The 14,280-nt window shown below is 46.5% G+C and carries 16 protein-coding genes; 9 read left to right on the forward strand and 7 right to left on the reverse strand.

Features of this window, described 5'->3' with window-relative positions; all coding sequences use genetic code 11:
- Positions 1-141 precede the first annotated feature (141 nt).
- From petA to rlmN, 6 genes are all read left to right on the forward strand, one after another.
- Positions 142-696, forward strand: a complete 555-nt coding sequence (gene petA / locus MTBPR1_RS08105) for a ubiquinol-cytochrome c reductase iron-sulfur subunit (RefSeq protein WP_069188504.1) — start codon at positions 142-144, stop codon at positions 694-696.
- A 14-nt stretch (positions 697-710) separates the two neighbouring features.
- Positions 711-1,949, forward strand: coding sequence for a cytochrome b (locus MTBPR1_RS08110; protein WP_069188505.1), 1,239 nt, complete (start codon positions 711-713; stop codon positions 1,947-1,949).
- 1 nt (position 1,950) lies between these two features.
- Positions 1,951-2,757: a cytochrome c1 gene (locus MTBPR1_RS08115; RefSeq protein ID WP_069188506.1), complete on the forward strand. Its 807-nt coding sequence runs from the start codon at positions 1,951-1,953 to the stop codon at positions 2,755-2,757.
- Between the two features lie 193 nt (positions 2,758-2,950).
- Complete coding sequence (locus MTBPR1_RS08120) at positions 2,951-3,388, forward strand: BLUF domain-containing protein (protein WP_069188507.1); 438 nt, start codon at positions 2,951-2,953, stop codon at positions 3,386-3,388.
- A 407-nt stretch (positions 3,389-3,795) separates the two neighbouring features.
- Positions 3,796-4,590 carry a hypothetical protein gene (locus MTBPR1_RS08125; RefSeq protein ID WP_126465107.1) on the forward strand — a complete coding sequence of 265 codons (795 nt, stop codon included), beginning with the start codon at positions 3,796-3,798 and terminating at the stop codon, positions 4,588-4,590.
- Positions 4,591-4,686: 96 nt separating this feature from the next.
- Positions 4,687-5,826: a dual-specificity RNA methyltransferase RlmN gene (gene rlmN, locus MTBPR1_RS08130; RefSeq protein ID WP_069188617.1), complete on the forward strand. Its 1,140-nt coding sequence runs from the start codon at positions 4,687-4,689 to the stop codon at positions 5,824-5,826.
- 10 nt (positions 5,827-5,836) lie between these two features.
- Here the strand turns inward: rlmN and MTBPR1_RS08135 are convergent, their stop codons facing one another.
- On the reverse strand, positions 5,837-6,604 hold the full coding sequence (locus tag MTBPR1_RS08135) for a substrate-binding periplasmic protein (RefSeq protein ID WP_165602643.1): 768 nt from the start codon (positions 6,602-6,604) through the stop codon (positions 5,837-5,839).
- A gap of 150 nt (positions 6,605-6,754) precedes the next feature.
- On the opposite strand from MTBPR1_RS08135, the gene MTBPR1_RS08140 reads away from it, so the two are divergent.
- Positions 6,755-7,564 (forward strand): MotA/TolQ/ExbB proton channel family protein, encoded by an 810-nt coding sequence (locus tag MTBPR1_RS08140; protein ID WP_069188510.1) that lies wholly within the window; start codon positions 6,755-6,757, stop codon positions 7,562-7,564.
- Entirely contained in the window at positions 7,565-8,548 is a 984-nt protein-coding gene (locus MTBPR1_RS08145) for a flagellar motor protein MotB (RefSeq protein WP_069188511.1), read from the forward strand.
- Positions 8,549-8,632: 84 nt separating this feature from the next.
- Here the strand turns inward: MTBPR1_RS08145 and ppa are convergent, their stop codons facing one another.
- The 6 genes from ppa to MTBPR1_RS08175 all read right to left on the reverse strand — a co-directional run bounded on the left by ppa (position 8,633) and on the right by MTBPR1_RS08175 (position 13,416).
- Positions 8,633-9,160, reverse strand: a complete 528-nt coding sequence (gene ppa / locus MTBPR1_RS08150) for an inorganic diphosphatase (protein WP_069188512.1) — start codon at positions 9,158-9,160, stop codon at positions 8,633-8,635.
- Between the two features lie 86 nt (positions 9,161-9,246).
- Positions 9,247-10,578 (reverse strand): AmpG family muropeptide MFS transporter, encoded by a 1,332-nt coding sequence (locus MTBPR1_RS08155; protein ID WP_069188513.1) that lies wholly within the window; start codon positions 10,576-10,578, stop codon positions 9,247-9,249.
- Positions 10,578-11,033: a hypothetical protein gene (locus MTBPR1_RS08160; RefSeq protein ID WP_069188514.1), complete on the reverse strand. Its 456-nt coding sequence runs from the start codon at positions 11,031-11,033 to the stop codon at positions 10,578-10,580. The genes MTBPR1_RS08155 and MTBPR1_RS08160 overlap by 1 nt, the downstream gene beginning before the upstream one ends.
- A gap of 9 nt (positions 11,034-11,042) precedes the next feature.
- A complete protein-coding gene (locus MTBPR1_RS08165) occupies positions 11,043-11,681 on the reverse strand; it encodes a bactofilin family protein (RefSeq protein ID WP_069188515.1) in 639 nt (212 codons plus the stop codon).
- Between the two features lie 15 nt (positions 11,682-11,696).
- The gene (locus tag MTBPR1_RS08170; protein WP_069188516.1) at positions 11,697-12,386 is read right to left on the reverse strand and encodes an EI24 domain-containing protein; all 690 of its coding nucleotides are present in this window, start codon (positions 12,384-12,386) and stop codon (positions 11,697-11,699) included.
- Between the two features lie 100 nt (positions 12,387-12,486).
- Positions 12,487-13,416, reverse strand: coding sequence for an alpha/beta hydrolase family protein (locus MTBPR1_RS08175; protein WP_069188517.1), 930 nt, complete (start codon positions 13,414-13,416; stop codon positions 12,487-12,489).
- A gap of 96 nt (positions 13,417-13,512) precedes the next feature.
- Here MTBPR1_RS08175 and MTBPR1_RS08180 point away from each other — a divergent pair, with 96 nt between their 5' ends.
- Positions 13,513-14,277, forward strand: coding sequence for an enoyl-CoA hydratase (locus MTBPR1_RS08180; RefSeq protein ID WP_069188618.1), 765 nt, complete (start codon positions 13,513-13,515; stop codon positions 14,275-14,277).
- The last annotated feature ends 3 nt before the right edge of the window (positions 14,278-14,280 follow it).

A 14,280-nucleotide genomic window follows, 5' to 3' on the forward strand; every position in this document is an offset into this window, starting at 1 on the left:
TGGGTCTCGTTGTTAATTGAGTTTTGTCATTGTGTCTTCATCTTTTTTCGAAGAAACAATGATTGTGCGCAGAAATTAATCTGTAATAAGCAACGACTTGGGGACCCCGGCGATAAACGGGGACAAGAATTGAGGTAAAACATGGCTGATACGGCTACCAACGTAGAGAATAAGACGGAAAGCGGTGAATCCCGTCGCGACTTCCTGCTGCTGGCAACTTCTGCTGTCGGTGCTGCGGGTGTTGCAGGCGCGATCTGGCCTTTCGTTGACAGCATGAACCCATCTGCTGACGTTCTGGCGCTGTCTACCACTGAAGTAGACATCTCTCAGATCGAAGAAGGGCAAAGCGTCACTGTAGTATGGCGCGGGAAACCGGTATTTGTTCGTCACCGCACAGCGGCTGAGATTGAACAAGCTGCCAAAGACGATAGTGCATCACTTGTTGATGTACAAAAAGACGCTGATCGCGTTCAGAAACCAGAATGGCTAATCCTGTTGGGTGTTTGTACTCACCTGGGTTGTGTGCCTCTGGGTCAGAAGCCTGGCGATCCAAAAGGTGAATTCGGTGGCTGGTTCTGCCCATGTCACGGTTCACACTACGATACGTCTGGTCGTATTCGCAAAGGTCCGGCACCATTGAACCTCGCAGTTCCGCCGTACGCCTTCCTCGACGACGAAAACGTCAAAATTGGTTAAGGGGTCCATACACAATGAGTTCTCCTGAATGGAATAATCCAGTGGTGAAATGGGTCGACTCGCGTTTGCCAGTCTTCTCTATGATGCATCACTCCACTGCCGGCTATCCAACGCCGCGCAACTTGAGCTACTGGTGGAACTTCGGTTCTCTGGCTCTTACAGTTTTAATCGTGATGGTTCTTACCGGTATCTTCCTGGTGATGAACTATACACCGCACGTAGACATGGCGTTTGACTCTGTTGAGCGTATCATGCGTGACGTAAACTACGGTTGGTTGATCCGCTATGTTCATATGAACGGCGCATCAATGTTCTTCATCGTTGTTTATATCCACATCTTCCGCGGTATCTATTACGGTTCTTATAAAGGCCCACGCGAAATCCTTTGGATTATCGGTGTTGTCATCATGCTTCTTATGATGGGTACAGCCTTTATGGGTTACGTACTGCCATGGGGTCAGATGTCTCTATGGGGCGCAACTGTTATTACCAACCTATTCTCGGCATTCCCGATTGTTGGTGATTTCATCGTAACGCTACTTTGGGGTGGCTTCTCTGTTGATAACCCAACATTGAACCGTTTCTTCTCTTTGCACTATCTGTTGCCGTTCGTTCTGTTTGGTGTAGTTGGTCTACACTTATGGGCATTGCACCAGGTTAAATCCAACAACCCACTGGGTGTTGAGATGAAAGCACCGGAAGACAGCATCCCGTTCCACCCATATTACACAATTAAAGATCTGTTCGGCATGAGTGCATTCTTTATGTTCTTCATGTTCTTTGTGTTCTGGGCACCGAACTACATGGGTCACCCGGATAACTATATTCCGGCTAACCCAATGGTAACGCCTGCTCATATCGTTCCTGAATGGTACTTCTTGCCATACTATGCGATCTTGCGTGCGATCACTTTTGATATCTTCTTCATCCCAGCTAAGCTTGGTGGTGTATTGGCGATGTTTGCTTCTATCCTTGTTTGGATGGCGCTACCATGGCTTGATCGTTCTAAAGTGAAATCTGCCAAGTTCCGTCCTGTTTACAAATGGTTCTTCTGGGTTCTGTTCGCTGACTTTATCTTCTTAGGTTGGTTGGGTCAGATGCCTGCTGAACAGCCTTATGTGATCATGGCTCAGCTTGCGACAGTTTATTACTTTGCACACTTCCTCGTGGTTCTGCCTTTGATGGCGAAGCTTGAGAAGTCGGTTGTGTTACCGCAAAGTATTGCTAGTGCCGTTTTGAAGAAGGATGCATAACATGCGTAAACTGATTATTGCTGCTGTTGCTGCCCTCACTTTGAGCTCCGGTACAGCGAAAGCTGCTGGTGGCGAATACCACCCGTCTTTGATGGATGCGTCTTGGTCTTTTGAAGGTATCTTTGGACGTTACGACCAGAAACAACTGCGTCGTGGCTACCAGATTTACAGTGAAGTCTGTGCCTCTTGTCACTCTTTGCGTTTGGTTGCTTATCGTAACCTGTCTGCTTTGGGTTTCAATGAAGACGAGATCAAGGAAATCGCTGCTGAACAAGAAGTTATTCTTCCCCATGGGGAAGATGGTTCCTTGTTGAACGACGATGGTGATTTCTACACACGTCCAGGCAAACCGTCTGACAAGTTTGTACCACCATATCCAAACAATGCGGCTGCGATCGATGCAAACGGTGCTTTGCCACCGGATCTGTCTTTGATGGCAAAAGCACGTATGGGCGGTGCTCAATATATCTATAGCTTCTTGATGGGTTTCACTGAAGAAATTCCTCAAGTTGTAAAAGACCAAAAAGGGTTTTCAGTGAACGAAGATAAAGCGTTCAACCTGTACTTCCCGGGCTACTATAACTCTATGCCACCACAAATGACTGAAGAGTTGGTGGAATATGAAGATGGTACGCCAATGACAGCTGAGCAACATGCTAAAGACATTTCAGCGTTCCTCAACTGGGCTGCAGAGCCTGAGTTGGATGAGCGTAAGTCAATGGGCTTGAAAGTTATGCTGTTCTTATTGGTACTGACAGCAATGCTTTATGCATTGAAGCGTAAGATTTGGGCTAATGTGAAGCACTAAGCTAAAGATCATTAATCAAATCAAACCGCCGCTTTCCAGATGGGGAGCGGCGGTTTTTTTATGCCTGTCCCTAAAAACTCTATGGATTCATAAGGGTATAGTAGAATCCCTATAGTAGTTGACCGTATTACTTGGTTATTTGATCTTTGATATGATTTAAAACAGAAGAAAAAAAAATGAGGAGATCAGGCCAATGACAAAACTCTATCAGGTTATATATGCAAGCGCAGCCAGTTATGATTTTGAGACCGAAGAACTTGAGGCACTTTTGCAAAAGGCAAGGCAGACCAATTTATCAAAAGGCATAAGCGGCATCTTGGTTTATCGCTCAGGTTCATTTTTGCAGGTCTTAGAAGGCCCAAAGGCAGAGTTAAAAAAGCTTTATAAGAAGATCATGAAGGATAAGCGCCATACGGAGCTACGTTTGATCTTTCGCGGTGATATAAAGCAGAAAGATTTTCAAGATTGGTCCATGGGTTATGTTGATACCAATAAACAATCAACCCAGCTAGAGGGGTTTGTTGATTATTTGCATGAATTTAAACCGCTCACTGTGAATGCGACACGCGCACGTAAAATTTTAAAAGGCTTTAGCGATGGCGCATGGCGACAAACGGTATCTACAGGGTAAAACTCCGTAAATATACAATGCGCAATTGTACTCAGGTAGTCATGCGGATAGACTTAATTGTGAATAAGAATTATTATACAGTTAATGAATGAGACAACGAATAAAGGAAACCGATTGTAGCCGATAGCAAATTCGGGTTTGGAGGATAAGGAGGTTAATCGTACCTACTTACCATACCCCAAGTATCCCGCCCGAGAGGGGTACGTATTAAGTTTCTTGTCCTCCAGCACCGTATCAATAGCTGTCCCTCCCCCCCTTCACCCAGGCTCGGTCGGTTTCCTTTTATATTACCTCTTACAAATCCCAAAAAAATTAACTTTGTTAACTATCTACTCATTTTTATGGGTCAAGATAGGATGAAAGTTATTGTTTTATCGACACAAAATAAGTGTTTGGGAGAGCTAGAAATGGCATTAGCACAGAAAATTGATACACATAACGTCACACCTTTGCGTCGTTCGCCTTTGACGCCGGGTCTGGCTTCTGCTGCTAAACGTTTTGGGCTGCACCCTGATGCAGTTAAACGCCACGAACAGTTTGAAAAAGTAAAACAGCAGGAATTGGATAAAGTCCGTTTGCAGCGCGAAGCCTCAAAAGTGAAATATCATGCCCTTAAAGGCAAAGTAGATCAGCTTGTGGAGCAAATCCAAGGTGTCGCAACTAATCCGCAAAAAGCTCAAGCTGGTGATATTCAGAATATTCGCGTGTTGTTAAAACAAGCGACCTACGCAATGGAGCGCCAGCAAGTTGAGCTCAAAGGCATTCGCGCGCGTACCCAACGTATGGAACGCGCGGCTATGAAAGCCGATGACGTGCATAAAGAAGTTTCTGAAATGCATGAAGAAATTGCAGGCTATCAGCGCGCCCTTCATTCTGTTCGCGGCGATATGGCAGACTTGATCGAAATCGTAGAAGGCGAAGGTGGCCTTAAGGATCTTGCCAGCCAAATCCGTGTGGTTAAAACCGACCTTGATGAGACCCGTTCGCGCACAGCTGTTCTTGAAAATAAATCAGATGAATACTCAGCCCGTACCCTAAAGCTGGAGCAAGACATGGAAATGATGCGCAATTTGGTGGAATCAAACATGTCTGAAACTGCCGGTGTTGCAGGGGCTTTATTGAGCCTGCGCGAAGAAGTCAGTGGCCTGCGTACAAAAGTCGGTCGCTATATCATTGACCAGATCAGACTGGTACGTACTTAACTCAGCGATATTTGCATTTTTCTTCTGAATCCTGTATAGATTTGCCACGGCTTGGAAAAACCAAGCGTGAAACTCAGCTATTCGGAAAATTTAGAAATGACAGACCAACGCATTGACTTGGTAGGGCTCAGCCGTCAGGAATTGAAGGCAGAGATGGAACGCATTGGCGAAAAAGCCTTTCGTGCGAAGCAACTCTGGCAGTGGATTTATCATTATGGTGTGAGAGATTTCACCAAAATGACAAATATCTCAAAGAACCTGCATGGCAAGCTGGCTGAACATTTCTATATTTCACGTCCTGAAACCGCAGAAGAACTTACCTCTGTGGATCGCACGCGCAAGTGGCTGTATAAATTTGATGATGGCAATGAAGCCGAAACCGTCTTTATCCCTGAAGAAGATCGCGGCGCGGTTTGTATTTCTTCCCAAGTGGGCTGTACGCTGACGTGTAAATTCTGTCACACAGGTACGCAGCTGTTGGTGCGCAACCTATCTGCTGGGGAGATTGTCGGTCAGTTTATGGCAGCGCGTGACAGTTATGATGAATGGCCCTCCCCCCCCGGTGATAAGCGTATGCTGACCAATATCGTGTTGATGGGTATGGGGGAGCCTCTCTATAATTTTGATAATACAGTTAAAGCATTAAAAATTTTAATGGATCAAGAAGGCATTTCCGTCTCAAAACGCCGCATCACCCTGTCAACCAGTGGCGTGGTGCCAGAGATCAGACGTTTGGGCGAAGTTGCTGATGTTGAGCTCGCCATCTCTCTTCACGCACCCACTGATGAGGTGCGCAACGAGATTATGCCGATCAATAAAAAATATCCGTTGAAAGACTTGATGGCTGCTGTGCGTGATTATCCAGCGGCGATTAATGCACGTCGCATCACTTTTGAATATGTCATGTTAAAAGGCATTAATGATAGTGAGGCTGACGCGCGTGCCTTGACCCGCTTGGTCAAAGATATTCCCTGTAAGTTTAATCTCATTCCATTTAACCCATGGCCGGGTAGTGATTATGAATGTTCAGGGCGCAAAACCATCAAGCGTTTTGTGGAAATCCTTAATCGTGCAGGTTATACCGCCACAACCCGTGTGACCCGTGGTCAGGATATTTTAGCAGCCTGTGGGCAGCTGAAGTCTGAAAGCGAACGTGTGCGTTGTTCGCGCATGAAAGCACGCATTGAAGCGGGTATTGAAGATGAGAGCCACGTTCTACCAGCTTCAGCTGAATAGAATTTACGCCCTAATTTAAATATTGCGTCGTAATGCGCATGATTGTGCCATCAAGATGAAGGTTTTTAAGCTCGGTCTCGAGTCTTTGTTTGATAGCCTCTATGTCGTCCATATCAGAATTTCTTGATACCACGAGAAAGGCAGGATGATGGGGCATAAAAGGAATGGTCAGGGACTTGATGTGTTTGAGCTTGTTATGTTTTTTCAAGTAATAGCGAAAACGCGCTTCGTTATCGATGATCGCATCAATGCGCCCGCGCTCTAACATCAAGACCGCATTACTGGCATTGTCAAAGGTAATGCGCTCAAGTTTTTTATCGGCAATGGCTTGTTCAAACCCGACTGAAAGGGCAAAGCCGCGGTTATGGGCGATTTTCTTGCCAAAAAAGTCTGTAATGCGGTTGAAATTAAAGGCTTTATCATTGCGCACAAATACACTGAAAGTGGAATAATGTAGCGGTACGGTAAAGATATAGTCTGCATATTCACGGCGTTGTTCGGTATCAAACAGCGAAAAACCCACATCGCATTGCCCGCTTTTTATGGAAGCTAACAGGCGTTTCCACGGATAGGCGTTAATCTCAGCCGATTGTTTCATCTTCTTTAGAATCGCAAGAACGATATCGATATCAATACCTTTAAGGGATGTGCCGTCTTTAATAACGTAAGGCTCAAACCCTATATGGGTACAAATGCGCAGATCGCGCGCTTGTGATTTCTGATAAAAGCCAATCAAGAGAGCAAAAGACAAACAAACAATTTTAAAGAGTTTTAACAAACCCAACCCCAAATCACATTAGTTTATCAGCATTTTACATCTTTTTAGTTTAACAACAAGCCTACAGATTGCCCCTTGTCATCGCGGGCTGAAGGTTGCACACTTGTCGTTAGAGAAACGAATAAGAATAAAATAACGGAAATACAGTTCATGCAGTTTGATTTTGCAACAATTGCCGGTCTGATTATTGGCCTAACAGTCGTGACACTCGCGATCCTGTCGGGTTCAGATATCATGATCTTTTTCAATCTCCCCGGCTTGTTGATTGTTGTGGGCGGTACGTTTGCAGCCAGCCTCATTAAATTTCCACTGGCAGGTATTTTCATCTCTATTCCCATCGGGATTCGCGCAGCCTTCACAGTGCAAAAAGAAAAACCACGCGATTATATTCGCCAAGCCATCATGCTGGTGAAAAAGGCACGCAAAAACGGCATTCAAACCTTAGAGCGTAATAATTTAAAGAATCCGTTCTTTAAAAAAGGCGTACAGCTTTGCGCAGATGGGCGTGAATTGGACTATATCCGCAAAATTCTCACCCAAGAAATGGCTATGGCGATCCAACGAGAAGAAGTTGGTGGTAAAATCTTTAGGGCCATTGGCGATAGTGCGCCCGCGTTTGGTATGTTTGGCACAATTGTGGGCCTGATCCAGATGTTATCTAATATGAGTGACCCTTCAACCATTGGCCCCGCCATGGCTGTGGCGCTTTTGACCACGCTTTATGGGGTGTTAATTGCCAATTTGATTGCCTTGCCCATTGCCGATAAGCTGGAGTCAAAATCAGGGGAAGATAAGGCGTTGCGCTCGCTTATTATTGAATGTGTGTTTCAAATTCAGCAAATGCAAAACCCAACCGCCATGTTGGAAATTCTAGAGCCGCACTTACCGGAAAAACAACGCCAGCTTGGTGCAAATGAAGCCTATACCGCCGGGCGTGATGCCAAAAGAAAGCGTGGCTAGATGAATACGTTGGATGAAGAAGTTGATACGATAGATGGTGGTAAAATTATCAAGCATGGGCATGATGCACCTGCTTGGATGGTGACTTATGCCGACCTCATGTCCCTTCTTTTTGCATTGTTTGTCTTGTTACTGTCTTTTTCTACAGTGAATGACAATAGTTTCCAGAAAAATGCAGGCCCCATGCGCGAGGCCTTTAATCAAAACTCGGATTTTAAGACCGATGAGCAATCTCATCTTTCAGGTGGGCGGGGTATTTTATCTGGGGTGAAGTCCGTTCCTATGGACCTGCCTGAAACAGATGCCTTGCGCGATGTGATGGTGGCACAGTTGCGCCGCTCACTCGCAGTAGATATTGCCAATCATTTGGTGGAGCTGGAAGAGACAAAACTGGGTGTTGTCCTTCGTTTTCCCTCCGAAACAGCCTTTGAATCTGGTGGCTCAGAGCTGTCTGGAGCGTCTTATAGTTCACTTGATAAAATTATCCCGATTTTAGCGCGCACACCGGGTGAAATTAAGGTGGGGGGCCATACAGATGACATCCCCATATCAACTTTGCAATATCGCTCTAATTGGGATTTATCATCGGCCCGGGCCACATCGGTGGTGCATTATTTCCTGCGCAGTGGGCAAATCCCTAAAAAACGCATGACCTCACAAGGCTATGCCGATTCTCGCCCGCTTATTGAGGCTGAAACACCAGCTGCGCGCGCAAAAAACCGCCGGGTTGAAATTTCTATCGAGGTGCCAGAAGACACCAAGGATGCCCAGAAAATCCTTGAAAAAATGCAGCCCAAACGCCGGGTCTGGACCGTGCAGGAAGGTGAAAAACAGCTTTTACCGGGCGCTGAGCAAATTGATCTGGAAAAACGCCGCAGTGATGCGCGTGCCAAAGCAAAGTCTGAGGCAGATTTAGCTGAAGAGCTGAATAAAAAAAGCAATAGGGTGATTAAACAGGACTTACAGTCAATCGGTCGTCAGTAAAGGCCTTTCGTTCTCATGACGAATAAAAAAAGCCCGATGGAAATTTCACCATCGGGCTTTTTTATATCTGGGTCGTGTGAACGCTTATGCTTTATTAGCGCGATCCACAGCTTCCATAATAAGTTGTTTGGCTTTTTCAACGCCTTCCCAACCGGCAATCTTAACCCATTTGCCTTTTTCAAGATCTTTATAGTGCTCAAAGAAGTGAGCGATCTCTTGAAGGACGATTTCTGGCAGGTCAGATGCCGTTTTAACGTCTTTATACATCAGGTGCATTTTGTCCGTTGGTACAGCGAGAACTTTCTCGTCCATGCCGCCGTCATCTTCCATCATCAAAACGCCGATTGGACGTGCAGGAATAACAGCACCTGGGATGATTGCTTCTGGAGCCAAGACTAAAACGTCAATTGGGTCACCATCATCAGACAGAGTGTGCGGAACAAAACCGTAGTTTGCAGGGTAGTGCATTGGTGTATGCACGAAGCGGTCTACGAAGATCGCGCCGCTGTCTTTGTCGAATTCGTATTTAACTGGTGTTGAACCAGCAGAAACTTCGATGATTACGTTGACGGCTTCAGGTGCGTCGCCAACAGGAATCTTTTTGATATCCATGGATTTTCCTCACACTCATTTTGTGGGTTACAAAAGTGTAACCCGCGAATTTAGCAGCCGCACAATAGCGAAAAGGGGCGCTTTTTTCAAGCAGGATTCTTCGCTTGATGATCAAAGCGTTTCATCATCCACATTAAGAGCACTAATGCAGGTGCTGCAATGGCTGAACAGGCAACAAAAAACCCGACCCAACCGACCTGTTCTGCTAAGACACCGGAAAATGCTGCAAACATATCGCGCGGGATCGCCATGAACGAGCTGAGCAAGGCATATTGGGTCGCGGTATAGGCCGTATTACATTGGCTGGAGAGATAGGCGACAAAGGCCGTGGTCGCCATGCCTGCTGTGACATTCTCACCAGAAATAGCCACCATAAGCATGGGAATATGATGCCCGACCTCGGCCTGAATGGCAAAAAGCAGGGTGGATAACATCTGTACGATACCGCAATAAAGCAGGGCACGCATGACGCCGTAGCGATAAACCACAATGCCACCGATCATCCCGCCAATGATTGTGGCAGCAAGGCCAAAGACTTTGGTCACTGAGGCAATCTCAGCTCCGCTAAAGCCGATCTGGTGATAAAACGGGTTCGCCATAGCCCCAAGCATGGCTTCACCCATTTTATAAAGGATAATAAAGACCAATACCCAAATCCAGCCTGCACGGGTCATGAAATCTTTAAAGGGCTGAATAACAGCAATGTTAAAATTAGCAATAAGGGCGGCAAGCCAAGGCGCTTTACCTTGGGCGACCAGCTCGTCATATTGCCCATCGCGTTCAACCAATTGGGCGCGCGCAGCTAGATTTTCAGGCTCGCGATTAAGCAAGATGGTGATCATGCCGACCCCAATAAGCCCACCCATGATGGTATAAACAACGGGCCAGGACACCCAGTCTGAGAGGCCAATGGCAACCGCACCGGCAATGAGCATGCCTAAGCGATAGCCGTTTACATACATGGCGGCACCTGCGCCTTGTTCGTCATCTTTTAAAAGCTCAATGCGATAGGCATCGATCAAAATATCTTGTGTGGCAGAAAAGAAGGCGACCAAAACAGCAAAAAGGGCAGTGAGTTCAGGGGTCTCAGACGGGTTTGAATAGCCAAGTCCGATGATGGAGGCGATTAGGCAGGCTTGGGATAGTAAAGCCCAGCTTCTGCGATGACCGATCAGGCGATGAACAATGGGCAGGCGCACTTGGTCAATAAGCGGCGCCCAGAGAAATTTAAAGGTATAGGGCAGGCGGGCAAGGGAGAAAAAGCCGATAGTGGCAAGCGATACCCCTTCAACACCCAACCAATAAGATAGGGTGCCATAGACTAAAAGCAGGGGCAGGCCGCTTGAAAAACCGAGAAACAGGATGGCAAGGATGCGTCGATCAAAATAAATACGTGACGCTTCAATCCATCCGCGCATCAGCTTTGTCCCATAATAATGGTTTCAAGGCAGCTGAGTTGACCGCGACTGTCTAACTCTGGGCCGCGCAGCTCGCTATGATCGACTGAAAGCCCATTTTGGCGGTCTTCATATAAAAACAGATCAAGAATACAATTCTGCGTGCGATATTGCCAAATCTCAACACCATTATCTTTGCGCACAAAGCTTGGTAAACCAAGGGTTTGTTTTACATCAAAGGCAGACATACCGACCAGCTTTTCCGGTCTGACCTGATGGTCCAGACCAAAGGCTTTAATGGCGGCAAGGCGTTGAGCGCTGAGAACGGGTTGAGCCTGTGATGCTTGTTGTTCTTGGCCTTGTGGTATTTTTCGCCCGCCGCGATACATATCATCGGAATTGGGGCTAGAACAGGCAGCCAGCACTAACACGCCGCACAAAGCAGTGGCTTGAACGGCGCGAGAATAAAAAGACATAATAATAGCTTATTTGCCGTCTTCGTTACGGGCTTTTGCGATTTCGTCCGGGCTGAGTGTGGACATAGAACCCGCAATCTCACCGCCTTCTTCAATGACGATGCGACCATAACGCACATCACCTTTAACGCGGCCACCGCTTTTAACGGTCAGTGTTTTATAGGCATAAAGCTCACCATCAAACACACCTGAAATGAAAGCTTCTTCCACATGGGCTGTGCCTGTGTAGACACCACCATTTGGCACATCAAGAACACGCGCATCAGTGATTTTTGCATCAACCTGACCTTCAACGATCAAGGTTTCACAGGAGGTGATTTCACCACGAAGGGAAATTTCACGGCCCACTGTAAGCGTGCGTGGGTCTTGGAAATTGCGTTGATCCCCACGGCGCGGCGTTGCACCAGGAATATCCATGAGGCGACGCGCCGCAATATCGGGGCGATAACCCGGCGCTGAACCCGTAGAGGCCGCATTAGGTACCGCAGGTTTGCTCGGTGGGCTGGCAGTATGTGAACCTTTTGCAGAAAAAGGTTTCAACGGGGGAAGTTGTTCAACTTTATCTGCATTTGCATCTGTTGTGCTAGCAGGTTGATCTTTCTTTTCCTCGGTGGTCGGTTTGTCGCCGTTTTTATTACGCCCAAACATACTCACACATACTCCTTAAGAATTTTCCAGCATCAGGAATTTCGGCTCCTGTCGCCAGTTATGAAACAGATGTACCATGACGGCTGTGCCGACCACTGGTGCTAATAGGTTTACCAGAGGAATCGTCAACAGGAAAGCAGTCAATGCCCCTGCGATCAGTAATCTCCCCTGATAGACTTTACGCAATGCTTTGGCTTTTTTTACACCCACACGACGTTGACCTACCAATTCAAAATACTCGCGACTTATTAAATAGCCGTTAAGCAGGTAAAACACCAGTAGGTTCACCGCTGGAAAGAGTAAATAAATCGGCAAGGCTAAAATATTGAGCAAGATCATCACACCGGCAAATTTAATTGCCTCAACCAATGTTTCCCCCCAGGGAATGGGGTTGGCGGGTGGCAGGTTGGAATAGTGCTTATTTTCAACAGCTTGTGCGATATCTTCCAGCAAAAAACCGATGATGACTGAGGCAACAGCGGGGAACAAAAGCCAGACCACCGCAAGGGTGGCAATGGAACCCAGCCAATCAATTGCCACATCAATCCATGGAATATTCACTAAAACCGCATCAAAAAGAAAACCTGTGACGACACTAAAGAGCAGGATAAAAGTGATGAATGAGCCGAGAATTCCTAAAAGAATGACTTTTCGAAATGTCGGATCAGGCAGTTGGGCAAAAGATTTTGTAAAAGCTGAAATCATCTTATTCTCGTGTTTCCCATAACATAAAGGTAGGGACCTATTTTTAAAGTTTCCTTGCGCAACGCAGGAAAACACAGGTTATGTATCTCGAAGGGGGCACTTAGGAAAGGGCTTTATGCAGAAAATCTAGGATTAAATGATGAATTTTTTCATGTTCGGCCTCACGCTCAAAACCATGATCATCATTGGCAAGCTCCCCAAGTGCGGCTTTTGCCTCTTCTCGCACAGGTGAAAGATACGAGAAATGTCCTGCTTTTTCAGTGACATGATACTCACATGATGTGGTGAGACCTTGGCGAATTTCATCTGCGTGAAAGGGATGACGCAAGATCATGTCGCGCTCTGCCCTGAAAATCTGCACTGGGCATGTGACTTTGCTAAGCGAGGAGGCTGGAAACAGCCCGCCACTCACAGGGGCAAGGGCAATGCAGGCTTTATAGCGCGGGTCCGGCGTTGTGGGCAGAAACTCTTCCTCAAAGCCATCGCGCACAATGACTTCATAGCCGCTGAAGATGGGATCAAACTCACGATTTGCGCGGATATGTTGGGCAAGGCCTTTGACATTTGGCTTGGCCCCCACACAAGTCAGCGCCGTATAGCCCCCCAGTGAAAAACCAAAAACAGCAATTTTTTGCGCATTAATAGAGCTATACCATTTTTGGGCAGATAAAAGGCCATCAAGGGCGGATTTTAGATGGTGGGAGCGATATTGATAGGTATGGGCAGAGCCTACCCCGCTATCATCAAAGAAATTATTATTGGGATGTTCAGGCGCTAGCACCATATAGCCGTTTTGGGCGAGAAATTCAGCAGTTTTGCAATGACCAAAGCGCGTCCCGCCCGAGCCATGGGACATCATGATAAGAGGAAAAGACCCCGTGGCAATCTCTGCATTTTTGGCAGCAAAGAAATCATAGACCCCTTGGCGAAAGTTTTGTGCAGGTTCGGTGGTTGGATACCACAGTGCGCAACTTAATGTGCCATCAGGATCAGATGTGCGAAAAGAGGAAAAACCAGCTGAATATGTCATGCAATCCTATGTAATCCTCTCAACAAAGCTCGACAAGTGAATTTTGCTCTGCAAAGATTGTGATGACGTATTTATTGGTTTGGGGTGAGGATGGTGATGACACAAGATATTTTAATTGAAACCCATGGGCCTGTGCGGGTGATTAAATTTAATCGCGCTGAAAAGAAAAATGCCATCACCCTTGCCATGTATGAGGCACTTTCTGATGCGTTAGTTGAAGCCGATCAGGCCGCAGATATTCGCGCTTGTATTTTGGCCACAGCAAATGAGAATTTTACCACGGGCAATGATTTGCAGGATTTTCTTGCCCATCCTGAATTAGATGAAAAGGCAGGTCCGGCTCGGTTCATCACACAGATTTCACAGATGAAAAAGCCATTGATTGCAGCCGTAGAAGGCCTGTGTGTGGGGGTAGGGGCGACCCTGTTACTTCACTGCGATTTTATCTATGCCAGTGAGCAGGCAAGCCTTTCTTTTCCCTTTGTTAACATTGCCTTAGTGCCAGAAGCAGGCTCAACACTATTATTGGAAAGACTTATAGGTCACCAAAAGGCATCTGAATTACTAATGTTAGGGGAAAGTTTTGAAGCCCGTTTGGCTTTAGAATTGGGTCTGATAAATGAGCTGGTTTCAAAAGACAAAGCTTTAGCGCACGCACTTGAAACCGCACAGAAACTCGCTCAAAAACCACCCACAGCTTTGCTTGCCACCAAGGCCTTGATGAAAAGTAAAACGCGCGATTTAGAGGGGCGCATGGCAGAAGAGTTTATCGCTTTTGCCAGCTGTTTAAAAAGCCCAGAATTGCAAGAAGCCATCCAGGCCTTTATGGAGAAACGCGCGCCTGATTATTCAGATTTTTAATTC

The sequence above is a fragment of the Candidatus Terasakiella magnetica genome (genome assembly GCF_900093605.1).
In the GTDB taxonomy this organism is placed as follows: Bacteria; Pseudomonadota; Alphaproteobacteria; order Rhodospirillales; family Terasakiellaceae; genus Terasakiella; species Terasakiella magnetica.